Origin of the sequence: Nocardiopsis endophytica (genome assembly GCF_027706725.1) — a bacterium.
In the GTDB taxonomy this organism is placed as follows: Bacteria; Actinomycetota; Actinomycetes; order Streptosporangiales; family Streptosporangiaceae; genus Nocardiopsis_A; species Nocardiopsis_A endophytica.
On record NZ_JAQFWQ010000016.1, the window covers coordinates 1 to 23,078 of the forward strand.

18 protein-coding genes and 1 tRNA gene are annotated in these 23,078 nt (G+C 74.0%); 12 read left to right on the top strand and 7 right to left on the bottom strand.

Annotated elements, in window-relative coordinates; genetic code table 11:
* Nucleotides 1–127: 127 nt before the first annotated feature.
* Complete coding sequence (locus O4J56_RS07855; protein ID WP_270684734.1) at nucleotides 128–1,597, bottom strand: hypothetical protein; 1,470 nt, start codon at nucleotides 1,595–1,597, stop codon at nucleotides 128–130.
* A 172-nt stretch (nucleotides 1,598–1,769) separates the two neighbouring features.
* Here O4J56_RS07855 and O4J56_RS07860 point away from each other — a divergent pair, with 172 nt between their 5' ends.
* From O4J56_RS07860 to O4J56_RS07870, 3 genes are all read left to right on the top strand, one after another.
* Nucleotides 1,770–2,117 (top strand): hypothetical protein, encoded by a 348-nt coding sequence (locus tag O4J56_RS07860; protein WP_270684736.1) that lies wholly within the window; start codon nucleotides 1,770–1,772, stop codon nucleotides 2,115–2,117.
* A gap of 103 nt (nucleotides 2,118–2,220) precedes the next feature.
* Nucleotides 2,221–3,483 carry an AI-2E family transporter gene (locus O4J56_RS07865; RefSeq protein WP_270684738.1) on the top strand — a complete coding sequence of 421 codons (1,263 nt, stop codon included), beginning with the start codon at nucleotides 2,221–2,223 and terminating at the stop codon, nucleotides 3,481–3,483.
* A 213-nt stretch (nucleotides 3,484–3,696) separates the two neighbouring features.
* The gene (locus O4J56_RS07870) at nucleotides 3,697–4,224 is read left to right on the top strand and encodes a DUF6315 family protein (protein WP_270684739.1); all 528 of its coding nucleotides are present in this window, start codon (nucleotides 3,697–3,699) and stop codon (nucleotides 4,222–4,224) included.
* Nucleotides 4,225–4,254: 30 nt separating this feature from the next.
* Here the strand turns inward: O4J56_RS07870 and O4J56_RS07875 are convergent, their stop codons facing one another.
* From O4J56_RS07875 to O4J56_RS07895, 5 genes are all read right to left on the bottom strand, one after another.
* On the bottom strand, nucleotides 4,255–6,303 hold the full coding sequence (locus O4J56_RS07875; protein ID WP_270684741.1) for an ATP-dependent DNA helicase: 2,049 nt from the start codon (nucleotides 6,301–6,303) through the stop codon (nucleotides 4,255–4,257).
* Nucleotides 6,304–6,427: 124 nt separating this feature from the next.
* Nucleotides 6,428–7,219 (bottom strand): DUF427 domain-containing protein, encoded by a 792-nt coding sequence (locus tag O4J56_RS07880; protein WP_270684743.1) that lies wholly within the window; start codon nucleotides 7,217–7,219, stop codon nucleotides 6,428–6,430.
* Nucleotides 7,220–7,283: 64 nt separating this feature from the next.
* A complete protein-coding gene (locus O4J56_RS07885) occupies nucleotides 7,284–8,681 on the bottom strand; it encodes an MFS transporter (protein WP_270684744.1) in 1,398 nt (465 codons plus the stop codon).
* Between the two features lie 523 nt (nucleotides 8,682–9,204).
* The gene (locus tag O4J56_RS07890; RefSeq protein ID WP_270684745.1) at nucleotides 9,205–10,650 is read right to left on the bottom strand and encodes a hypothetical protein; all 1,446 of its coding nucleotides are present in this window, start codon (nucleotides 10,648–10,650) and stop codon (nucleotides 9,205–9,207) included.
* A 322-nt stretch (nucleotides 10,651–10,972) separates the two neighbouring features.
* Nucleotides 10,973–11,045 (bottom strand) — tRNA-Ala (locus O4J56_RS07895).
* Between the two features lie 194 nt (nucleotides 11,046–11,239).
* Here O4J56_RS07895 and O4J56_RS07900 point away from each other — a divergent pair.
* The 5 genes from O4J56_RS07900 to O4J56_RS07920 are packed head-to-tail and all read left to right on the top strand — an operon-like array spanning nucleotide 11,240 to nucleotide 16,962.
* A complete protein-coding gene (locus O4J56_RS07900; RefSeq protein ID WP_270684747.1) occupies nucleotides 11,240–12,730 on the top strand; it encodes a fumarylacetoacetate hydrolase family protein in 1,491 nt (496 codons plus the stop codon).
* Nucleotides 12,730–13,668 carry a 4-hydroxy-tetrahydrodipicolinate synthase gene (dapA, locus tag O4J56_RS07905; RefSeq protein ID WP_270684749.1) on the top strand — a complete coding sequence of 313 codons (939 nt, stop codon included), beginning with the start codon at nucleotides 12,730–12,732 and terminating at the stop codon, nucleotides 13,666–13,668. The genes O4J56_RS07900 and dapA overlap by 1 nt, the downstream gene beginning before the upstream one ends.
* The gene (gene hpaE, locus O4J56_RS07910; protein ID WP_270684750.1) at nucleotides 13,665–15,224 is read left to right on the top strand and encodes a 5-carboxymethyl-2-hydroxymuconate semialdehyde dehydrogenase; all 1,560 of its coding nucleotides are present in this window, start codon (nucleotides 13,665–13,667) and stop codon (nucleotides 15,222–15,224) included. Before dapA ends, hpaE begins: the two co-directional genes overlap by 4 nt.
* Entirely contained in the window at nucleotides 15,221–16,273 is a 1,053-nt protein-coding gene (gene hpaD, locus O4J56_RS07915) for a 3,4-dihydroxyphenylacetate 2,3-dioxygenase (protein ID WP_270684752.1), read from the top strand. Before hpaE ends, hpaD begins: the two co-directional genes overlap by 4 nt.
* 11 nt (nucleotides 16,274–16,284) lie before the next feature.
* Nucleotides 16,285–16,962, top strand: a complete 678-nt coding sequence (locus O4J56_RS07920; protein WP_270684753.1) for a GntR family transcriptional regulator — start codon at nucleotides 16,285–16,287, stop codon at nucleotides 16,960–16,962.
* Between the two features lie 52 nt (nucleotides 16,963–17,014).
* Here the strand turns inward: O4J56_RS07920 and O4J56_RS07925 are convergent, their stop codons facing one another.
* The gene (locus O4J56_RS07925) at nucleotides 17,015–18,874 is read right to left on the bottom strand and encodes an amidohydrolase (protein WP_270684754.1); all 1,860 of its coding nucleotides are present in this window, start codon (nucleotides 18,872–18,874) and stop codon (nucleotides 17,015–17,017) included.
* 268 nt (nucleotides 18,875–19,142) lie between these two features.
* On the opposite strand from O4J56_RS07925, the gene O4J56_RS07930 reads away from it, so the two are divergent.
* Genes O4J56_RS07930 through O4J56_RS07945 form a run of 4 tightly spaced genes read left to right on the top strand, consistent with a single transcriptional unit; the run spans nucleotide 19,143 to nucleotide 22,996 of the window.
* A complete protein-coding gene (locus tag O4J56_RS07930; RefSeq protein ID WP_270684755.1) occupies nucleotides 19,143–19,922 on the top strand; it encodes a MoaF C-terminal domain-containing protein in 780 nt (259 codons plus the stop codon).
* Between the two features lie 40 nt (nucleotides 19,923–19,962).
* Nucleotides 19,963–21,426 carry an APC family permease gene (locus O4J56_RS07935; RefSeq protein ID WP_270684757.1) on the top strand — a complete coding sequence of 488 codons (1,464 nt, stop codon included), beginning with the start codon at nucleotides 19,963–19,965 and terminating at the stop codon, nucleotides 21,424–21,426.
* On the top strand, nucleotides 21,423–22,217 hold the full coding sequence (locus O4J56_RS07940; protein ID WP_270684758.1) for an SDR family NAD(P)-dependent oxidoreductase: 795 nt from the start codon (nucleotides 21,423–21,425) through the stop codon (nucleotides 22,215–22,217). Before O4J56_RS07935 ends, O4J56_RS07940 begins: the two co-directional genes overlap by 4 nt.
* On the top strand, nucleotides 22,214–22,996 hold the full coding sequence (locus O4J56_RS07945) for an SDR family NAD(P)-dependent oxidoreductase (protein ID WP_270684760.1): 783 nt from the start codon (nucleotides 22,214–22,216) through the stop codon (nucleotides 22,994–22,996). The genes O4J56_RS07940 and O4J56_RS07945 overlap by 4 nt, the downstream gene beginning before the upstream one ends.
* The last annotated feature ends 82 nt before the right edge of the window (nucleotides 22,997–23,078 follow it).

Here is a 23,078-nt window from a genome sequence, read left to right on the forward strand (position 1 = left end):
GGGGAAGTCGGGCTTATCGTGTCCGGTTCAACCCCGAGTTCCCCGAGATCAACGCCGAGCGCCGGACCGCGAGAGACCCGCCCCCGGCGGCCGGGGCCCGGTAACCGCCGTCGCCGCACCCCTGCGTTCAGGGCTTCGCGGGGGACGCCTCCGTCAGGGTGCGGACCAGGGTGCGCACGCCTGCGGTGTCGTTGTCGTGGAGCAGCGTCTCCAACAGTGAGAGCGCCGCCTTCTGGTCCCCCGGTTCGCGGCGGACGTGGTGCCACTGGGGCTCGGCCGCCGTGTCGCTCAGCATGAGGGTCCGGCCCACCTGGCCCAGCGCGTTCAGCAGCGCGGTGTCCTCGGGGCGGCGGGCGCGCGCCGCGACCACCAGGTCGGCCTGGCGCTCGGGGTCCACCGACGCGCGCGGCTCCTTGCGCAGCTCGTCCAGGAGGTCCTCCGGCTCGGTGGGCAGCACCACCGCGGGGACCGCCCTGACCATCGCGTGCGCCTCTTCGAGGTCGTTCTCCAGGTCCTGGGCCCTGCGCACGCGCACCAGCGCGCGCTGGGCGCGGCGGATCGCGCAGTCGGCGACCCAGCGGGCGTCGCGGGCCGCCGCCAGGCGCGCGGCGGCCATGGACATCTGGGCGCACGGACGGTGCGCGCCGACCCGCTCGGCGTACCGGGACCACGACGTCAGGGCCACCCCGACGCGCCAGTCGTTGCGCAGCTCGCCCAGCGCCACCAGGTCCTCGGCCGCGTCCACCCACGCCTTGCGCAGGCGCGGGTTGGCGTCGGCCTCGCCCGTCTCGGGCAGGGCCTCGCGCGCCTCCTCCGGGGGCTTGAGGCCCGAGCGCGCCAGCCAGGCCAGCAGCCGGGCCCGCTCGAAGCGCAGGCGGCGGGCCGCCGCCGAGCGCGGCACCCCGACCGGGACCGCCCGCAGCGCGCCCTCCTCCAGCCGGTCCACGGTGAGCAGGGCGTCGGTGTAGCGCTCCTGGTAACGCAGGGCGCGCACATAGGCGAACCCGTACTCCATGCCGACCTCGGCCCCGGCCTCGCGGATCTCGGCGGCGCGCAGGTCCAGCTCGCGCACGGCCTCGTCGGGCCGCTCGTCGTCGATAAGCATGTCGGCGTGCGCCACGACCAGCGCCTCCCAGGCGGGGAGCCCCGGGCCGCCGTGCGTCATGGCCTCGGCGAGCAGCGCGGTGCGGTCGACGGTGCGGCCCGGGCCGTCGATGTTGGCGTAGCAGTCCAGGACGTTCTGCGCCGCGCAGGCGGCCGGGCCGCAGGCGCCGCCGTCCTCGTCCTCCTCATCGCCGTCCTCGCCGTGCGCGGCGCGCAGAGCGCCCTCGACCAGGTCGAGCGCGGCGGTCCCCTCACCCCGGTGGCCCACCCGCGCGGCCGCACCCCAGTGGTTCAGGTATCCCTCGGTCCACGGGGGGAGTGCGTCGGCGCCGTCCCGCACGGCGCGCAGCGCCGACGGCAGCAGGCCGCGGATCCGCCCCACCTCCCCTTCGGCCGCCAACTGCGGCAGCCGCGCCACGGCGTCGGCGGTCTCCGCGTGCCCCTCCTCGCGGAGGCGCCGCGACGTCTCGGCGACCCAGGTCCACAGCGTCACGCCACACTCTCCCTCGCGTCCGTGCGCACCGACCGTAGCAGCGCGATCACTCCCGCATACCCTGAACGCCGAAAACCGCCTGGCCGCAGGTGGATAGACTCGGTGGCACATTCCCCACCGCACACCACGACCAGCACACACCGGCGGAACGGCGACGGGAGCGCACACGCACATGGGATGGCGAGACCGGTTCGGACTGCGCAGAGCCCGCAAGCGGGGCAAGGCCCGCTTCGACCGAGCCGCCGAGGACTCCGACATCAAGACCCTGATCGACTTCGCGAAGTCCCGTACCGGTGTGGAGTTCTTCGTGGAGCCGGAGACGTTCGCGACCTCCACCACGGCCGTGGCGGTCGCCCACGACGGGGAGTGGACCCGGCGGCGGGTCGGGTCGCCCGACGTCATCCGCAAGGTCGCGCGCGACCTGGCCGCCCCCGTCTACGATGTGCAGATCGTCGGGTACCCCAAGCGGATGCGCGAGTGGACCGAGCGCAACAAGCGCGGCCTGTCCCTCGACGACTGACCCCCCGCCCCCGGGCCGTCCCCTCCGGTCCCCCGACACCGCCGCCGCCCGCCCCGGGCCGCGGCACCACGGCGAGCAGAGCAGAGATGGCGATTCCACCCCGATGACCGACTCCGACAAGGGCGGCATGCCCGCGTGGCTGCCGCGCGCGATGTTCCTGGCGGTCATGACGGTCATCGGCGTCGCGGTGGCGGGCTGGCTCTTCCTCCAGCTGCGCGGGCTGCTCGTGCTGCTGCTGATCTCCCTGTTCCTGGCGCTGGCCCTGGAGCCGGCGGTGAACTGGCTGCAGAGGCACCGCTGGCCGCGCGGGCTGGCGACCGGCGCGGTGATGCTGGCGGCGCTGGGCGCTCTGGTGGCGTTCCTGTCGGTGCTCGGATCGATGCTGGTGGGCCAGGTACTGGAGTTCGCCGCGCAGATCCCCGCGATGAGCCGCGCCCTGCTGAGCTGGGTCAACACCACCTTCAACGCCGACTTCGAGCCGGAGCTGCTGCTGGCCGAGGTGACCGACGTCAGCGGCCAGCTCAACCGGTGGGCCTCCAGCGCCGCCGAGAACGCCTGGGGCGCGGGGACCGCCCTGCTGACGCTGCTGTTCAACGGCCTGGCGGTGGCGCTGTTCACCTACTACCTGACCGCCGACGGCCCGCGCTTCCGGCGGACCCTGTGCTCGGTGCTGCCCCCGCGCACGCAGCGGGAGGTGCTGCGCGCCTGGGAGATCGCGATCGACAAGACCGGCGGCTACATCTACTCCAGGGCGCTGCTGGCGCTGGTCTCCACGCTGGCGCACTTCGCGGCGCTGATGGTGCTGGACGTGGACTACGCCTTCGCGCTGGCGCTGTGGGTGGGGGTGCTCTCCCAGTTCATCCCGACCGTGGGCACCTACATCGGCGGGGCGCTGCCGGTGGTGGTCGCGCTGATCGGCGGCGTGTGGCCGGCGGTGTGGATGCTCCTGTTCATCACCGTCTACCAGCAGTTCGAGAACTACGTGCTGCAGCCGCGCATCACCGCCCGGACCCTGGACATGCACCCGGCGGTGGCGTTCGGCGCGGTGCTGGCGGGTGCGGCGGTGCTGGGCGCCCCGGGCGCCCTGCTGGCGCTGCCCGCGGGGGCGAGCCTGCAGGCGTTCCTGAGCGTGTACATCCGGCGCTATGAAGTGGCCGGGCACCCGCTGCTGGACGGTCCGGAGGACGAGCGCGCCGCCCGTGGAGGCGGGGACGGGGCCGCCGGGGAGGACCCCTCCGGAGCCCGCGGCGCCGAACCTCCGGGAGGGGCCGAACCTCCGGACGGGGATGACGGCGGGCCGCCGGGCGGGCCCGAAGAGCGCCCCGCCGAGCCCGCGGAAAAGGCCGAAAAGGGCCGGGAGAGCTGACGGTAAACCTGAGAATGCTGGGAAAACGGCCGCGGCCGGGCCCCGCGGGCGGACAGCGGGCGCGGAGACATCGCAGGTGAAGGTCGGGGCGATTCGGGCGATCCATCACTCTTTGGTCATTGATCGGCACAAGTTTGACGGAACTCCTTCGGAGAACCGGTTCCCTAACGGTGCGCTCCCATCGCATACTCGCCGTGGGAGGGGGACTGAAGGATGAAGCAGGATCTCACGGCCCTGTGCTGCGAATGCGGCCGTATCCGCACCGTCAGCGACAGGCAGGGCACGGGTGAGGCGCAGTCCGCCCACGGGGTCGCCCGGTGCGTGGTACGTCGGCTGTGCGGCACCTGCGGGCGCCGCACCGACCACGCCTACCTGCGCGACGACAGCGACCGCGACGAGCTGGAGGAGGCCCTCCAACTCGACGAGGCGATGGCCGCCGAGGCGCTGGAGGAGGAGATCGAGCAGCTCCGCCAGTGCGACGTCGAGATCGGCCACGCCCCGGTGCCGGCCATCTGGGACGGCCAGCCGGTGGGGATGGTCACCCAGCGGCTGTCGGACCGGGCCTACTCGGTGGTGCTCGACCCGGAGTCGGCGGTGACCGCCCGGCTCAAACTGATCGACCTGGTCTGGAACGAGCTGGCGATCGGGGGGCACGAGGACCGCTGGCACATCCAGTCCTCCGAGGACGGGAGCAGCCCGGAGTACGCGGTGCGCCTGTTCGGCTACCGGGTCCGCCGCTGAGCGGCCGCCCCTGAGCCGCCGCGGCCGCCCTCACCCCTTCCCGACCGCCGCGGGGGCCGCCGCGTCCAGGCGCTTGAGCGCCGCCCGCGCCACCTCCGGGTCGCTCGTCCCCCAGTACGGCGGCAGGCTCGACCGCAGGAACCCGCCGTAGCGGGCCGTGGCCAGGCGCGGGTCCAGCACGGCCACCACGCCGCGGTCGTCCACCGACCGCAGCAGGCGCCCGGTGCCCTGGGCCAGCAGCAGCGCGGCGTGCGTCGCCGCCACCGCCATGAACCCGTTGCCGCCGTGCGCGCCGACCGCGCGCTGGCGGGCCGAGGACAGCGGGTCGTCCGGGCGCGGGAACGGGATCCGGTCCACGATCACCAGCTGCAGCGACGGCCCCGGGACGTCCACCCCCTGCCACAGCGACAGGGTCCCGAACAGGCAGGCCCGCGCGTCGTCGGCGAACCGCTCCACCAGGCGGCCGGTGGAGTCCTCCCCCTGGCACAGCACGGGCAGGTCGAGCCGCTCGCGCATCTCCTCGGATGCCTGCTCGGCCGCCCGCATGGACGAGAACAGGCCGAGCGTGCGGCCGCCGGCAGCCTCGATGAGCCCGGCGATCTCCTCCAGGTAGCGCTCGTCGAGCCCGTCCCGGCCCGGCTGGGGCAGGTGCTTGGCGACGTACAGGATGCCGCTGCGGGCGTGGTCGAAGGGGGAGCCGACGTCCAGGGCGCGCCAGCGCGGCTCCCCGTCGGCGCTGTCGGGGTCCGGCGCGAGGCCGGGGTCGGGCACGTCGTCCTTGAGCACGATCTCCCGCCCCAGGCCCCACTGGCCGGCGAGGGCGTCGAAGGTGCCGCCCAGGGCCAGCGTCGCCGAGGTCAGCACGGCCGTCCGGTCGCCGAAGAGCTTGTCCCGCAGCAGCCCGCCGACCCCGAGCGGGGCCACGTGCAGGCTGGGCGCGGTGCGCGGCCCCTTGGCCAGCCACACCACCGAGGTGCGCTCGCGCAGCGGGGGCTCCACCGACTCCAGGATGCGCTCGGCGGCGTCGTGCACCTCCTCCAGGGCGGCCAGGGCCCGGCGCCGGGAGGCGGTGCCCTCGGGGTCGTCCTCGCCGCCGGTCTTGACGCCCTTGACCGCGGTGAGGCAGGCGTGCGCGGCGTCGCGGACCACGGCGACCGCCCCGGCCAGGCCCTCGTCGAGCTGGTCCAGGCGGCCCGGCTCCACGTCGGCGACCATCAGCCCGAGGCCGTCGGCGGCCTCCTCCAGGCGCTCGGTGGTGTCCGGCTCCACCAGCCGGGCGGCGCGCTTGGCGGCGGCGGTCACCGCCCGGTCCCCCAGCTGGGCGGCGGCGACCGAGGTGACCCGGTCGACCAGCTCGTGCGCCTCGTCGACGACGAGCACGGCGTGCTCGGGCAGGATGTGGCGGCCCTGCATGGCGTCGATGGCCAGCAGCGCGTGGTTGGTGACGACGACGTCGGCCGAGGCGGCGTCCTCGCGGGCGAGCTCGGCGAAGCACTCCTGGTTGAAGGGGCAGGCGGTGCCGATGCACTCGTTGCCCGCGACCGACACCTGCCGCCAGGCGAGGTCGCCCACGCCGGGGTCGAGGTCGTCCCGGTCGCCGGTGGAGGTCTCCTCCGCCCACTCGTGCAGGCGCTTGACCTGGCGGCCCACGGCCGACAGCCGGCGGGGGTCGAACAGCTCGGCGCCGTCGTCCGCGTCGTCCCCGGAGCCGTCGAGCTTGTGCCGGCACAGGTAGTTGCCGCGGCCCTTGAGGATGGCGAAGGTCGGCTCGCGGCCCAGGCTCGGCGCCAGGGCCCCGGCCAGGCGGGGCAGGTCGCGCTCGATGAGCTGGCGCTGCAGGGCGAGGGTGGCGGTGGAGACCACCACAGTGGTGTCCTCGGCCACGGCGTGCCGGATCGCGGGGACGAGGTAGCCCAGCGACTTTCCGGTGCCCGTGCCCGCCTGGACGACCAGGTGCTCGCTGTCGCCGATGGCGGAGGCGACCGCCCGCGCCATGCGGGCCTGGCCCTCGCGGTGGGAGCCGCCGAGGGCGTCGACGGCGGCCTGGAGCAGGGTCGGGACGTCGGGGAGTTCTGGCACGCATGCGACAGTACCGCGCCCCGGTGACGCCTGCGGCCGTTGTCGCGGGCCGGTGGACGGCGGCCCCTGCGGCCTCGCGCCGCCCTCCGGCGCGAGGCCCCTGCCCGGCTCGGGCGTGCCCGGATCAGGCCTGCTCGACCGTCGTCTCCAGCTCGTCGTGCAGGAAGCAGTAGTGGTCGCGGATGTCGTGCCCGTCCTTGAGCGGCACCGTGTAGCTCCACGCGGCGTCGGCCAGCTCCCCGGCGCCGGTGCGCAGGTTCCAGTAGCGCGCCTGCCCCTTGTACGGGCAGTAGGTGGTGGTCTCGCTCGGCACCAGCAGGTCCCGGCGCACGTCGTCCGGCGGGATGTAGTAGCGGTTCGGCAGGCCGGTCTCGGAGACGATCTTGGGCTTGCTCGTGAGCGCCACCACCTGGTCGCCGTGGCGGACCCGCACCAGGGTCGACGACATGCGGGCGTCGACCCGGTGGAAGGGGTCGCGCAGGTGGCCGTGGACCTCCTCCTCTTCGTCCATCCAGGAGTCGGCTGCCTCCCAGTACATGGCGCTGAGGCCGCGCAGCCACCGCGCCCCGGGGAGCGGGTCGGTGTAGGACCACACGGCGTCCGGCACCGTTCGGTCGCCCGCCTTCAGGTGCCAGTAGGAGGCGTCCCCCTTGAACGGGCAGTGGGTGGTGGTCTCGCTCGGCGTCAGGCGGGCGGCCGGGATGTCCTCGGTCGGCACGTAGAGCTGCGGGAGCAGGCCGGTCTCGTGGACCAGGTAGCCGCGCCCGGAGTCCAGGACCGTGCCTCCTGCGAGCCGCGCCCGGACCCTGCGCGGGAACGGCTGCATGAAGAGCGCGTGGTGCGGCGACTCGATCGTGTAGTTGACGGTGTCCGGCGGATGCTTGCTGAGCGGACCACCGCCGAGGGTCAGGGACATCGCGGTCTCCTCCCTACCGGTGTCTCGGCCATCGGCGGTGGTTATGCCCAGGTCGGACCGGGTTCTACCGGTCGGCCGATTCGGCGGCGGCGCGGGCGGCGAGCCGCTCGGCGTCGCGTTCGGGGCGGGTGAAGGCGATCGCGACCGCGCCGCACACCAGGGTGAGGGCGCCCCAGAAGAGCAGGCCGTTGTCGAGCCCGGCGGCCTCGGTGGCGCCGGCGTCGGCGAACAGGCCGGTGACGAAGGGGCCGATGACCCCGGCCAGGCCGTAGAGGGCGGCGTAGGTGCCCAGGACCCCGGCGCGGCGGCGGGTCGGGGTGATCTGCCCGATCACCGTGCTGCCGACGGGGAAGGAGATGAGCACCAGGGCGGCGAGGATCGAGACGGCGAGCTTCAGCGGCAGGCCGGGGAGCAGCACGAACGCGATCATGCAGGCGCCGGCGAACAGGACGCAGGCGCCGCCGAGGACGCCGCGGGCGACCCGGCCGGAGTGGCCGCGGGCCATCATCGTCTTGATGACGAAGGCCAGCGCGACGTAGACGCAGAGCATCGTGAACAGCTGGCCGACGACGATGTAGAGGCTGGTCTCGTGCTCGGTGAGGCCGAGGACGTTCTGGACGTACAGCGGCATGAAGGCCAGCTTGACGGAGATCGACCAGTTCCCGGCGAAGGCCGCGAGGGAGACGGCGATGAAGGTGGGCGTGGTGACGATCCGCCAGAAGCCGGGGTCGGGTCCGGGTTCGGCGGCGGAGGCCGGAGCGGCGCCGCGACCGGCGTCTGGGCCCCGCTCGGCACCGGCGCCGGCGGAGTCCCCTCCCCGCTTCCCCGCGCGCCTCCGCCGGTCGCTCAGCGGCCCCTCCCTGCCGATGAAGAGCCAGACCGCGCACCAGAGGATGCTCGCCGCGCCGGAGACGATGAAGGCCATGCGCCAGCCGTGGTCGACGATCAGCCAGGTGAGCACCGGGGCGCCGACCATCACGCCGAGCGATCCCCCGGCCGACAGCAGGGAGCTGGCCAGGCTGCGGTCGCTCTCCTTGAGCCAGGTGAAGGAGGCGTGGTTGACCAGGCCGTAGGTGGGCCCTTCGGAGGCGCCGAGCAGGAGCCGGGCGAAGATGATCATCCCCAGGCCCGCCGCGGCGACCATGGAGAACTGGGACAGGCCCCACAGCACGGCGATGCCGCCCAGCAGCCAGGTGGTGGAGGTCCGGTCGGCGAGGAAGCCCACGCCCAGGGTGGCGATGAAGAAGGGGATGTAGAAGACGCTGTTGGCGAGCCCGAACTGGGTGGCGGTCAGGTCGAACTCGTCGATGATCGGGTTGGCGGCGAGGCCGAAGGCGAGCTTGTCGGCGTAGTTCAGGCCCATCAGGACGACCAGCATCCCGACGATGACCCAGGCCCGGACCGAGCCGGGCGTGTCCGTACGGCCGGGGGCCGCGGGCGGACGGGGAGCGCGTACTGCCATCAGGGGGACCGGCCTTTCTCGCTCCGAGATTCCTAACACCGTTCGGTTAGAGTGGCGCCCGTCACACTAACCGGGGACCCACCCCCGTCACAAGGGACGACTCAGAACAAACGCCCCCCAAGACCCCGAACCAGCCCACGTCCACCCAGGTCAAAGGGGGGAAACGAAGGAATCCCCCGGACACGGCGCGAACACGCTCGGCGACCGGACCGCGTCCGCTGGAGTGCACTGAAACCCCGGCAGGGGTGATCCCCCGAGATCAACGGGGAGGGGGCACCGGGGGTGCAGGCGTCACGGGCGCGGGCGACCGTGCACCCGCTCGACCGCGTCGCCGCCCGCACCACCAGAGGCCCGCCGCCCGGCCGGCAGGGCCGGGGAACCGCCCCGCTTCCGCCGTCGCCGCCATCGACGGTGGCCACGCACACGCCAGGCGCCCGACAGCGCTACCGAAAGGGCTGTTGCCCCCGTCGTCGCCGCCCTGCACGCCGCACCCGACAGCCCGGCGGCCGCCCGGGGCCCGGCGTCAGTCGTCGGCTTGCGAGGACCTTCTCGTGCGGCCCAGGTACAGGGCGGCGCTGCCTCCTGCCAGGGACAGGACACCGGCGGCCACCATGCCCGCGATCGCCGTGCCGGTCACCGGCAGCCCGCCCCGGGGCCCACTCCCCTGCGGGTCGATGGTCACGTCGTCGCGGCCGGGTGCCCCCCGGGAACCGGGATCAGGGCTCCTGCTCGTATCCGGGGACGAGCCGTCGCCGGTGTCGCCGCGCCCGTCGCCGTTCCCGTCTCCGGAGCCGGTGTCGGACCCGCTGTCGGAGGAGCCGTCCTGCGAGCCGTCCGGGGTGTTCCCCGCACCGCCGTCCGCTCCCCGATCCCCGTCGCCGGGGTCGGAGCCGGTACCGTCCGCGCCCTCGCGGCCGTCCCCGCCGCCACGGCCGTCCTGGCCGCCTTGGCCGTCCTTGTCGCCCTGGCCGTCCGATCCTCCGCCGTCGCTCTCCGGACCGTCGCCCGGGTCCGGCGGGACACCGGGCGAGAGGTCGTCGTCGGGCTCGGGGTCCTGACCCTGCTGCGGCTCCTGGCCGTCCTGGACGGCGCGCTCGCTGTGCACGCTCGTGCCGGCCAGCTCCAACCGGTAGGTCCGCCGCTCGGGCTCCTCCCCGTCCTCCGCCGGTGAGGTGACGTCGAACTCCATGTCCAGGCCGGCCGAAGCGGTCGTCGCCCCCGGCTGCCCGTCCGGCAGCTCGGTCACCGTCGCGCGCGCCGTGAAGTCGACCTCCACGGGCCCGTCCGGACCCGTCGCCGTGAACGTGCGCTCGTAGGTCCCGGCGCCGACCTCCACCTCGTGGCCGAGCACCTGCAGGTCCTGCACGTCGAGCCGCGCCGTCGCCCCGCGCTCGCGGGTCCACTGCGCCTGCGACTCGACCGTGCCGACGACCACCAGGTCGTCGGCGCCGAAGAGGGCCGCCAGGTCCTCGTCGCCCGAGGTCGCGTGCGCCCCCTCGTCCTGGCCACCCGAGCCGCCGGTGCCACTGGCGCCGTCCTGTACGAGCGCACACGACGGGGAGAAGTGCACGCCGACGACCGACGCTTCGGCGGAGAGCGCGTCGCGCCCCGCGGTCACCCTGCTGATGCCCGCCTCCGGCGGCTCGGGGAAGTGCTGCTCCCCCGCGACTCCGCCTGGGCCCTCCGAGCGCTCGGCGCCCTCGGGCCCGTCGGTGCCCTCCGGCGGGGCCCAGCGGGCGGTGGCGGGGCCCTCGGAGCGGTCGCTGTTGAGGTCGCCGACGACGCCCGTGCCGCACCAGTCGACGGCGGCGATGCGCGCGCCCGCGAAGTGCTCGCCTCCGGTCCCGGGGGAGTCCGGGCGCACGGCGTCCGCGGCCGCGGTGCCGACGGAGGCGGCCGCCAGCAGGGCCCCGGTCGCGATGAGTGTTCGTGCAGTGAGGCGGGACCGGGCGGGGGGATTCGGTGTCACGGTCTTCCTCTGCTCAATGGGTGACGTCAACGAAACTACCGTCCGATCGACGCCCTCAATAGGCCCCTGTCCGCGTCGGCGGCGCCGCCCAGGCGGCAGGGGCGGCGGCCCATGTGCGCGCCATCCGCCCTCACCTCCGGTTTCCCCGGGGACGTGGCGCGTATCACAGACACGGCTGACGGGTCGCGGGGCGGTCCGGTACCGGCCACGAAAGGTGTGGCCCGTGTGGCTGCCGGGACGGCGGTGAAAGGGGGCCGGTGGATGCGGGCGGCCCGGAAAACGCGGAAGGCCCGGACGGTATGTCCGGGCCTTCCGCGTTCTGTGGAGCTATGGGGATTCGAACCCCAGACCTCCTCCATGCCATGGAGGCGCGCTACCAACTGCGCCATAGCCCCGTGTCCCCTGAAGACAGGCCTTCTGATTCCGAGGAGGTGTCCCCTGAAGAGGCGTGCACCAGTCTAGCGGACGCCCAGGGGTGCGCCGTCCATGGACGGCCGGGCGCACAGGCCGATCCGGCCGCGGCTTGACGCGGGCGCCGCCCGCCGCACAGAATCATATACGATATCGTCTCTGATACGAGGTGACCGTCATGGGCAACGACCCGATCACCGCGCTCCTCGGCCACCGGCCGGGCAAGGTGATCGCCGTCCACCTCAACTACGCCTCGCGGGCGGCCCAGCGCGGCCGGACGCCCGCGCATCCCTCCTACTTCCTCAAGACCGCCTCATCGGTCACCGGCCCGGGCACGGTCGCCCGGCCGGAGGGCACCGAGCTCCTGGGGTTCGAGGGCGAGATCGCGCTGGTCGTCGGGACGGCCGCGCGCGACGTGCCCCCGGACCGGGCCTGGGCGCACGTCGGGTGGGTCACCGCGGCCGACGATCTCGGGCTGCACGACCTGCGCTACGCCGACCGGGGCGGCAACGTGCGGTCGAAGGGCGGCGACGGCTTCACGCCCCTCGGCCCGGACCTGATCCCGGCCGAAAGGCTCGATCCGGAGCGGATCGGCATCCGCACGTGGCTCGACGGGGCGCTCGTCCAGGACGACGGCGGCCCGGGCCTGATCTTCCCGTTCGGACTGCTCGTGGCCGACCTGTCCCGCCTGATGACCCTCGAACCGGGCGACGTCGTCCTCACGGGGACGCCCGCGGGCGCGTCGGTCGCGCGGCCGGGGCAGCGGGTGGAGGTCGAGGCCTTCTCCCTCGACGATCCCGCGCTCACGTCGGGCCGGCTGGCCACCGACGTGACGGCGGGCCCGGCGCTGGCCCCGTGGGGCCACCCGCCGCGGGTGGACGACGCGCAGCGCGCCGACGCGTGGGGCCGCGTGCCGGAACCGGTGCCCACCCCGGAGGTCCGGGAGCGGCTGGCGGCGGTGGCGGTGGCCACCCTGTCGGTACAGCTGCGCAGGCGGGGGCTGGACGAGGTCTCCATCGACGGGGTGCGGCCGCTGGTGCCGGGCCGGCGCCTGGTGGGCCTCGCGCGGACCCTGCGGTTCGTGCCGTACCGCAAGGACCTCTTCGCCGAGCGGGGCGGCGGCTTCAACGCGCAGAAGCGGGCGTTCGACACGGTCGGCCCGGGCGAGGTGCTGGTCATGGAGGCGCGGGGCGACGCGAGCGCGGGCACGCTCGGCGACATCCTCGCGCTGCGGGCCGAGGTCCGCGGCGCCGCGGGCGTCATCACCGACGGCGCGGTCCGCGACGCCGCCGCCGTCGCCTCGACCGGCCTGCCGGTCTTCTGCGCCGGACACCACCCGGCGGTGCTCGGGCGCAGGCACGTGCCGTGGGAGACGGACACGGTGATCGCGTGCGGCGGGGCCGCCGTCCGGCCGGGGGACGTGGTCGTGGCCGATGACGACGGCGCCGTCGTCATCCCGCCCGGACTCGTGGGCGAGGTGCTGGAGGCGGCCGAGGCCCAGGAGAGGGAGGAGGAGTTCATCGCCGGGATGGTCCGGCGAGGCGAATCCGTGAACGGCCTGTACCCGCTGAACACACGGTGGCGGCAGCGCTATGAGGCACAGGTGCCGGACGAGGAACAGGCACCGGACGAGGCGCCGGACCAAGCGCAGGATTTGGAGGCGGACTGATGCGATTCCGATCCGACCCGTCCCGCATCAGGGGCGCGATCGCGCCGCTGTTCACCCCCTTCACCGACGAGGGGGCCGTGGACCACGCGTCGCTGCGGACGATGGTGCGCTGGCAGCTCGCCAACGGCTCGCGCGGGATCTCGATCGGCGGGTCGACCGGGGAGCCGTCGGCGCAGACGCTCACCGAGCGCGCCGAGGCGATCCGGCTCGTCGCCGAGGAGGTCGCCGACGAGGCGCCCTTCCTCCCCGGCACGGGCTCGGCGAAGCTCGACGAGACGCTGGAGCTCACCGCCGTCGCCGCCGACGCGGGGGCGGACGCCGTCCTTGTCGTCACGCCCTACTACGCGCGCCCCACGCAGGAGGCGCTCTACACGTGGTACTCGACGGTCGCCCGCGAGTTCCCGGACCTCCCGGTCGTCGCCTACAACGTGCCGGTGCGCACCGCGGTCGAGCTGGCGCCGCAGACGTTCGCCCGGCTCTACCGCGACCACGACAACATCGTGGGCATCAAGGAGACCACCAAGGACTTCGAGCACTTCTCCCGCGTCATGCACGCCTGCGGGCGGGACGTCCTGATGTGGTCGGGCATCGAGCTGCTGTGCCTGCCGCTGATCGCGCTCGGCGGGATCGGCTTCATCTCCGCCCTGTCCAACATCGCGCCGTCCACCGTCGCCCGGACCTATGAGGCGGCCGTCGCCGGGGACTGGGACCGGGCCCGCGAGCTGCACTACGGCGTGCACCCGCTGGTCGACCTGCTGTTCGCCGAGACCAACCCGGCCCCGGCGAAGTGGCTGATGGCCCGCCGCGGCCTGATCCGCTCGGACCACGTCCGGCCGCCGCTGGCCCCGCTGAGCGGGCAGGGCCGGGACACGGTGCGCGCGCTGGCCGCCGAAGCCGAGCAGTACCTCACTCCCGTCCCGCCGAGGAGTCTCACATGAACATCCCCGACAGCCTCCCTGACGGCGTCCCCGCCACCATCCCCGACCCGATCCCGCACCACATCGGCGGCGAGCCCGCCGCCTCGGCCGACGGCGCGACGTTCGACGTGCTCGCGCCCGCCACCAACGAGGTCTACACCCGGGCCGCCGCAGGCGGGAAGGCGGACGTCGACGCCGCCGTCGCGGCCGCCCGCCGCGCCTTCGCCGACGGCCCCTGGCCGCGGATGCGCGACCGCGAGCGCGCCCGGGTCCTCGGCAGGATCGCCGACGCCGTCGAGTCGGTCGACGAGGAGCTGGCCGCCATGGAGTCCTTCGACACCGGGCTGCCGATCACTCAGGCGAAGGGCCAGGCCCGCCGGGCCGCGGAGAACTTCCGGTTCTTCGCCGACCTGGTCGTGGCCCGGTCCGACGACGCCTACAAGGTGCCGGGCCTGCAGCTCAACTACGTCAACCGCAAGCCGGTCGGCGTGGCGGGGCTGATCACGCCGTGGAACACGCCGTTCATGCTGGAGTCGTGGAAGCTCGCCCCCGCGCTGGCCGCCGGCTGCACGGTCGTGCTCAAACCGGCGGAGTTCACGCCGCTGTCGGCGTCGCTGTGGGCCCGGGTCTTCGCCGCGGCCGGGCTGCCCGACGGGGTGTTCAACCTGGTCAACGGGATCGGCGAGGTCGCAGGGGAGGCGCTGGTCACGCATCCGGGCGTCGACCTGGTCTCGTTCACCGGAGAGACCGGCACCGGCAGGCGGATCTTCGCCAACGCCGCCGACGGGCTCAAGGGCCTGTCGATGGAGCTCGGCGGCAAGTCCCCCGCACTCGTCTTCGCCGACGCCGACCTCGACGCCGCGCTCGACTCGACCCTGTTCGGCGTGTTCTCCCTCAACGGCGAGCGCTGCACCGCCTCCTCCCGCATCCTCGTCGAACGGTCCGTCTACGACGCGTTCGTGTCCCGCTACGCCGAGCGCGCGGCCGCCGTCAAGGTCGGCCCCCCGGACGACCCGGCGACCGAGGTGGGCGCCCTGGTGCACCCCGAGCACTTCCGGCGCGTGATGGACTACGTCGATTCCGGCAGGAGCGAGGCCGAACTCGTGGCCGGCGGCGGGCGGCCGGAGCACCTGCCCGACGGCAACTACCTCTCCCCCACCGTGTTCGCCGGCGTCCCCCCAACGGCGCGGATCTTCCAGGAGGAGATCTTCGGCCCCGTCGTCGCCATCACCCCGTTCGACACCGAGGACGAGGCGGTCGGCCTCGCCAACGACGTCCCGTACGGGCTCGCCGGGTACGTGTGGACGAACGACCTGCGGCGGGCGCACCGGGTCGCCGACCGGATCGAGGCGGGCATGGTGTGGATCAACTCCCACAACGTCCGCGACCTGCGCTCCCCGTTCGGCGGGGTGAAGGCCTCCGGCCTCGGCCAGGAGGGCGGCCACCGCTCCCTGGACTTCTACACCGAGCAGCAGGCCGTGCACGTCGCCCTGGGCGAGGTGCCCACCGCGCGCTTCGGCGCCGGGGGCTACGACGACCGGGACCCGTTCTTCTCGGGAGCGAGGAGCCTGCGATGACCGCCGCACCCCCCGACATCCTGCGCTGCGCCTACCTCGAACTCGTGGTCGGCGACCTGGCGGCAGCCCGCGAGTTCTACGTGGACGTCCTCGGGCTGGTCGTGACCGAGGAGAACGGCCGCGAGATCCACCTGCGCGCGCTGGAGGAGTTCATCCACCACAACCTGGTCCTCCGCGAGGGCCCGGTGCCCGCCGTCGCCGCGTTCGGCTTCCGCGTGCGGACCCCCCGTGACCTGGACGCGGCCGAGGCCCACTACCGCGCGCTGGGGTGCGCGGTCCGGCGCGAGCCCCCCGGGTTCCGCACCGGGGTCGGCGAGGTCGTCCGGGTGCTCGACCCGCTCGGGTTCCCCTACGAGTTCTTCCACGACGTCGCGCACGTTCCGCGCCTGACCTGGCGCTACGAACAGTACGGCGCGGGCGCGATCGTCCGGCTCGACCACTTCAACCAGGTCTGCCCCGACGTCGTGGCCGGAGCCGCCTACCTGGAGGGCCTCGGCTTCAAACGCACGGAGGACATCCGCGACGACGACGGCGTCACCTACGCCGCCTGGCTCGCCCGCAAGGACACCGTCCACGACACCGCGCTCACCGGCGGCGCGGGGCCGCGGATGCACCACATCGCCTTCGCCACCCACGAGAGGCACAACATCCTGTACATCTGCGACAAGCTCGGTGCCCTGCGCCGCTCCGACGCCATCGAGCGCGGCCCCGGCAGGCACGGCGTGTCCAACGCCTTCTACCTCTACCTGCGCGATCCCGACGGCCACCGCATCGAGGTGTACACCCAGGACTACTACACCGGCGACCCCGACAACCCCGTCGTCACCTGGGACGTGCACGACGAGCAGCGCCGGGACTGGTGGGGCCACCCCGTCGTGCCGAGCTGGTACACCGAGGCGTCCACCGTGCTCGACCTCGACGGCGACCCCGTGCCGCTCCGCGAGCGCGAGGAACCCGCCGAGATGGACGTGACCGTCGGCGCCGACGGCTTCTCCTACACTCGCAAGGACGACACGGGCGGAGGATTCAAGCTCGGCGGGCAGCTGTAGAGAGGACCTTCATGGCGGACACCGCCGCGGCCGGAGACCGCGCGCTGTCGAAGTCCGAGACGGTGTACCGGCAGCTGCGCGAACGCATCCTGTCCGGCCGCTACAGCGCCGGCTACCGGCTCGTCCTGGACCGGCTCGCCCGCGAGTTCACCGTCAGCGCGGTGCCGGTGCGCGAAGCGGTCCGGCGCCTGGAGGCCGAGGGCCTGGTGACGTTCACCCAGAACGTCGGGGCCGAGGTGACCGGGATCGACACCGCCGACTACACCGACACCATGCAGGTGCTCGCCTACCTGGAGGGCGCCGCCACCGCGCTGGCGGCGCCCCTCCTGGACACGGCCCGCCTCGACGAGGCCGCCGCCCTCAACGAGCGCATGCGCGCCCTGTACGGCGCCGACTTCGACCCGGTGCGGTTCACCGAGCTCAACGAGCGGTTCCACCGGCTGCTCTGCGCGCCGTGCCCCAACGGCCACCTGCTCGAACTGCTCGACCGCGAATGGCAGCGCATGGCGCTCATCCGCCGCTCCACCTTCTCCTTCGTCCCCGCCCGGCCCGCCGCCTCGCTCGACGAGCACGAGCACATCCTCGCGCTCCTGCGCGGCGGCGCACCGGCGGAGGAGATCGAGCGGACCACCCGCGCGCACATCCTCCGCACCATGGAGGCCTACCTCGAGGCGGGCCGGAGGCCGTGAGCGCCCTCCGAGGCACCGTGCGGGGCACCGGGGGCGCTCGGTCGCGGCGGCATCAGTCGTGGCGGCAGCCGCTGTGCATGTACGCCGCGAGGCCGCTGGGCCCGGACGCGGAGGAGGCCGCCGCGGCGGGCGCGCCGTCGGAGGTGTCGGACGCGTCGTAGACCACCTCGCCGCCGACGATGGTCATGGCGATCGGCAGGTCCACGATCTCTTCGGGCGGGGTGTCGACCAGGTCCCCGTCGAACACGGCGAGGTCGGCGGCCATGCCCGGCGCGAGCGTGCCCTTCCACGACTCGGCGCGGTCCTGCCATGCGCCCGCGGTCGTGTAGGAGGCCAGGGCCTCCTCCAGGCCGATGACCTCTTCGGCGCCGAACACCTCGCCGGTCTCCAGGCTCTTGCGCGTCAGCGCGGCCGTCAGTCCTTCGCGGAAGTCCGGCAGGCCCACGACGGGCGCGTCGGAGGCGCTGGCGACCGGGACGCCCAGGTCGAGCGCGGTGCGGTAGGGCCACTGGTAATCGGTGCGCTCCCGGCCGATCACGTCGACCAGCTGGTGCGAGAGGGAGCGCTTGATCTGGGGGTTGTAGCTCACCGGGAGGCCGAGCGCGGCCATGCGCCGCAGGTCCTCGGGCGTCGCCAGGTCGCCGTGGATGACGTAGTGGCGCAGCTCCTCGCCGCCGAACCGCTCGATGGCGGCCGCGTAGGCGTCGACGACCGCATTGGCCGTCAGGTCGCCGGTCGCGTGGGTCCCCACCTGGAAGCCCATCTCGTGCGCGGTCATGACCCAGTCGTTCAGCAGGGCGAGCTGCTCGTCCACCGAGTCCCCGGGCAGCGTGAGCCCGCCGTTGCCGCCGCCGACGTAGGGTTCGGAGACCCAGGCCGTCCGGGCCTGGGTCGGCACGCCGTCGGCGAAGATCTTCACCTGGCTCGCGTTCAGCCATTCGTGGTCGGTCTCGATCCGCCCGGCCTCCGCCAAGGTGTCCCGCAGGCCGTCGGAGGCGGCGATCATGACGGTGAAGCGCTGCCGGATGTCGCCCGACGCCAGCATGTCGCGGTACCGCCGGACCGAGTCCAGGTCGATCCCGGCGTCCGTCACCGAGGTGACGCCGTTCCGGTGCATGATATCCACGGCCGCGCGCAGCCCCTGCCGCTTCTCCTCCTCGGTGAAGTCCGGCATGACCGCGTCGACCAGGCCGGCCGCCCCCTCCAACAGCAGCCCGGTCGGTTCGCCGTCGCCGTCCTTGACGATCTCGCCGCCGGGCGGCGGCTCGGTGTCCCGGGTGATCCCGGCGAGCTCCAGCGCCTTGGAGTTCACCCAGAGGGCGTGCGCGGACCACTCCCGCAGGGCGGCCGGGTTGTCCGCGGAGACCTCGTCGATGTCGTGCCGGGTCGGGTACCGGCCCTCGGCGAGGTAGCCCTGGTCCCACCCGAAGCCGCGGATCCACTCCCCCGGCTCCTTGTCCCGGACGGCCTCGGCGACGAGGGCGCGGATGTCGGCGATGGACCCGACCGCGTCCCGGCCCAGGTCCAGCGTCAGCGGAGGCCGCCCCGTACCGAGGCCCATCGGATGGCAGTGCCCGTCGTTGACCCCGGGGATGACGGTCCGGCCCCGGAGGTCGACCGCCTCGGTCCGCGAGTCCATGTACCGCCGCAGCTCACGGGTGGTCCCCACGGCCCGGACCAGGCCGTCCTTGATGGCGACGGCCTCGGCGGGGGCGAAGTCCCCGTCCATGGTCAGCACCTTGCCGTCGAACAGCACCAGGTCCGCCTTGCCCTTGCCGGCGCCTCCGCCGCCCCGGCCCCCTCCGGACCCGGCCGCCGCCTCGGCGGCGCCTCCCATCGCGCCCAGCGCCGCTCCGGCGCCCGCGGCTTGCAGGAACCTCCGCCTCCGCAGCGGCCTTCGTCGATCCGTCATGGCTCGGCCTCCTCCGGGTTCGCCGTCGCACCGGCGTCGTAGCCAGGCATCGTCCGCGCCACGGGCGCCGCCGTCTTGCGCAGGAGTGCACGAGGGTTGTCGCCGGGCGCCGCCGTCCGGCGCACCGCCGATACACCGCCGCTGCACCACCTGTGCGCCACCTCTGTGCCGCCACAGACAAGACCCGTGCGCCGGTGTCATAGGCGCACGCCGCGGGGCTGCCTAGGGTCCTGGGATCCGGTCGCACCACCCGACGACGAGGAGACCCATGAGCCAGTCGTTCATCCCGGTCGGTGCCCTCGGCGAGGGATTCGCACCAGAGGCGGACCTCCTCGGCGAGACGGCCGACCTCGCAGGCCGCACGTTCACACTGCACTTCGAGGCGCCGCACTTCGAGGCGCCGATGGAACTGAGGATCGCCGGGAACACGGCGTCCTGGGGCGCCCACACCGACGTGCCCGTCCGGGTCACCTCGATCCGGCCCGGCGTCTACCTGGTCGACGGCGTCGCCGACGGGGTCTCCACGACGTTCGTGGCCGACACCGCCACCGGGGCCGTCACCCTGGTCGAGGGGCGGCTCCCGGACGCCGCGACGAGGGCGGAGTCCGCGCACACCCGGGTGCGGCGGGGCGACGAGCCCACCGGCGTCACCGCGCGCATCTCCCACGGCGGCATCGACGGCCCGCCGGCCCGTCCGCACGGGCCGACGACCGCGCTCGTCGGGCTGCGCAACCGGTACACCTACTCGCCGAGCGAGGTGTACGAGCACATCTACCTCACCCCGGAGCTGTACACCTGGCACTGCCTGCGCGGGGCCGAGCAGGGCCTCGCCGACACGGACCGGTGCCACCACATCGCCGTCGGGGACGGGCTGACCCTCTTCGTCTGGCGGGAGAAGATCGTCCCGACGCTCGGCCTGCTCCTCATCGACCTCGACGCCCTGCGCACCGACGGCAAGATCTTCGGCGACGACGGGTTCGACTCCGGCTCCACCGTGAACTTCCCCGTCGGCGCGCGGGCCGAGATCCTCGGCGCCGTCGCGCCCTGACACATCCCCCTGCGTCCCATCTCGGCAAGGGAGCGGACCTTTGTCCTCCACACCGGAAACGAGACTCAAGGGGCACCTCGGCGTCCCGGGGGTCGTCTTCCTCGTCCTGGCCGCGGTCGCCCCCCTGACCGGCATCATCGTCATCGGCGGCATCGGCATCGCCGTCGGCACGGGCGGCGGCACGCCGATGATGTTCCTCCTGGCCACCGCCGTGTTCCTGCTGTTCGCCGTCGGGTACGCCCAGATGGCCAAGCGCCTGGTGAACGCGGGGGGCTTCTACGCCTTCGTGGTGCGCGGCCTCGGCCGGACGGCGGGCCTGGTCGCCGCCTTCGTGGCCCTGGTCGGCTACAACTGCTTCGTCGCCGGGGCGGTCGGCACGAGCGGCTTCTTCACCTCGATCGTCGTCGCCGACGTCTTCGGCCCGGACCTGCCGTGGTGGCTGTGGAGCCTGGCCTCGGTCGCGGGCGTGTGGCTGCTGACGCGCAGCGGCATCGACCTGTCGGCCAAGGTGCTCGGCGTCGCCCTCGTCCTCGAGGTCGCCATCCTGGTCGTTCTGGACATCGCCATCCTCGTCACCACCGGCTACTCGTTCGAACCGTTCCTGCCCGAGGTGTTCCTGACCGGCTCGGTGGGGCTCGGGCTGCTCTTCGCCGCCAACGCCTTCGTCGGCTTCGAGGCGACCGGACTGTTCAGCGAGGAGGCCCGCGACCCCAAGCGCACCATTCCGCGCGCCACCTATGCGGCGATCGTCTTCATCGGCGTCTTCGCCGCCGTCACCACCTGGGCGATCGTCTCCGCGCTGGGCGTGCGCGGCGCCGGGGACACGGCCCTGGAGCACCTCGCCGCGGGCGACCTCGTCTTCACCGTCTCGGCGGAGTACCTCGGCGACGGCCTGACCGACGTGATGCGCCTGCTGCTCGTGGTCAGCCTCTTCGCGGCCCTGCTCGCCCTGCACAACTCCGCGACCCGGTACCTGTACGCGCTCGGCCGGGTCGGCGTGCTGCCCCGGCCGCTGGCGCGCACCCGCCGCGCGAACGGGGCGCCCGTCGCCGCCTCCACCGTCCAGCTCGCCTTCGCGACGCTCGTCGCGATGGCGTACGCGGTCGCCGGCGCCGACCCGATCGCGAACCTCGTCGCTGCCTTCACCGGCATCGGCACGCTCGGCATCGTCCTGCTCCAGGCGATCGCCGCGACCGCCATCGTTGTGCACTTCCGGCGGGTCCGCGACCCGCGCCCGCTCTCGACGTTCGTCCTGCCGCTCCTCGGCGGACTGGGGCTGTGGACCGTCACGGCGCTGGCGTTCGGCAACTTCCCCGAGCTCGCGGGCAGCGACAGCCCGGTCATCGCCCTGCTCCCCTGGCTGCTGCCGGTCGCCGTCGCCGCCGCGCTCGCCGTGGCCTACCACCTGCGCTCGTCGAAGCCGGAGGTGTGGTCGGTCCTCGACCAGGACCTCGACCGCGTCTCCGAACCGCCCGCGACCACGGACACGGAGAGGAACCCATGAGCACCTACCTGGTCACCGGCGGCGGCACCGGTATCGGCGCCGCGGTCGCCGCCCGGCTGGCCGCGGACGGCGGCGACGTCGTCGTCTCCGGCCGGCGGAGGGAACCGCTCGACGAGGTCGCGTCGGCGCACCAGCGCGTGGTGGCGATGCCCGCCGACGCGGCGGACGGCGCCGCCATGGGGCGCCTCGTCGCGGACGTCGTCGAGCTCTACGGGAGCCTCGACGGCGTCGTGGCGAACGCGGGCGGGCACGGCTACGACAGCGTCGGCGACACCAGCGACGAGGCGTGGCGGTCGAGTCTGGACGCCAATCTGACGACGGCGTTCGTCACCGCCCGCGAGTCGCTCCGGGCGCTGGAGAGGTCGGGCGGCGCCTTCGTGGCCGTCTCCTCGCTCGCGGGCCTGCGGGCGGCCCCGGAGACGGCCGGGTACACGGTCGGCAAGCACGCGCTGCTCGGGCTGGTGCGGTCGATCGCGCGCGACCACGGGCACCGCGTGCGGGCCAACGCCGTGTGCCCCGGCTGGGTCCGCACGCCGATGGCCGACGAGGAGATGCGCGTGCTCGTCGAAGGCGGCGGCGCGGCCGACGTCGAGGCCGCCTACGCCACGGTGACGCGCGACGTGCCGCTCCGGCGGCCCGCCGCCCCGGAGGAGATCGCCGGGGTGGTGGCGTTCCTGCTCGGGCCCGACGCCGCCTACGTCCAAGGCGCGACCCTCGTGGTCGACGGCGGCGCGCACATCGTCGACGTGCCGACCCTGGCGTTCGACGGAAAGGCGGGGGACGCACCGTGACCACCGCTCCCCCGGACCCCGGCGGCCTCAGCGGCCTGGTCGTCCTCGTCACGGGCGCCGCGAGCGGCATCGGCGCCGCGGTCGCCGCACTGGCGGCGGAGCGGGGCGCGACGCCCGTGCTGCTGGACCGGGACCGCGACGGCGTCCAGGAGCGGGTGGACGCCCTGCCCGCGCACGGACCCCCGGGCGGCCCGGCCCTGGCCCTCGCCGCGGACGTCACGGACGAGGCGTCGGTGCGCTCGGCCGTCGGGGCGGCGCTCCACCGCCTCGGCCGCATCGACACCGTCGTCACCTGCGCCGGGGTGTCCGGGCCCGTCGGCAGCCGCCTGGAGGAGGTCGCCCTCACCGACTGGCAGCGGGTCTTCGCCGTGAACGTCACGGGCGCCTACCTGACGCTGAAGCACACCCTCGCGTCCCAGCGCCGCTCCCCGCACGGGGCGGCGGTCCTGGTCGCCAGCGACTCGGCGCTCGTGGCCGCCCCGGGGATGGTCCCGTACTGCGCGTCGAAGGCCGCCGTGGTGCAGTTGGCGCGGGCGCTGTCGGTGGAGACGGCCGACGAGGTGCGCGTCAACGCCGTCTGCCCGTCCGTGGTCGACACCCCGATGAGCCGGGGCGACCTGCAGGTCCCGGACTTCACCGGCGCCGGATACCCCGTCCACCGGCCCGAGGACGTCGCCGAGCACGTGCTGTTCCTCGCCTCCCCGCGGGCCGCGGGGATCCATGGGGCGGCGGTGACCCTGGACTTCGGCTACTCGGCGCGGTCGGCCTTCCCCGCGTGAGCCGTGCACGTTCGCGCGCCCGCCGTGCACGGACACACAAGCCCGCCCGGCCGGCCGGAGCCGAGAATCGACCCCGCGTCGT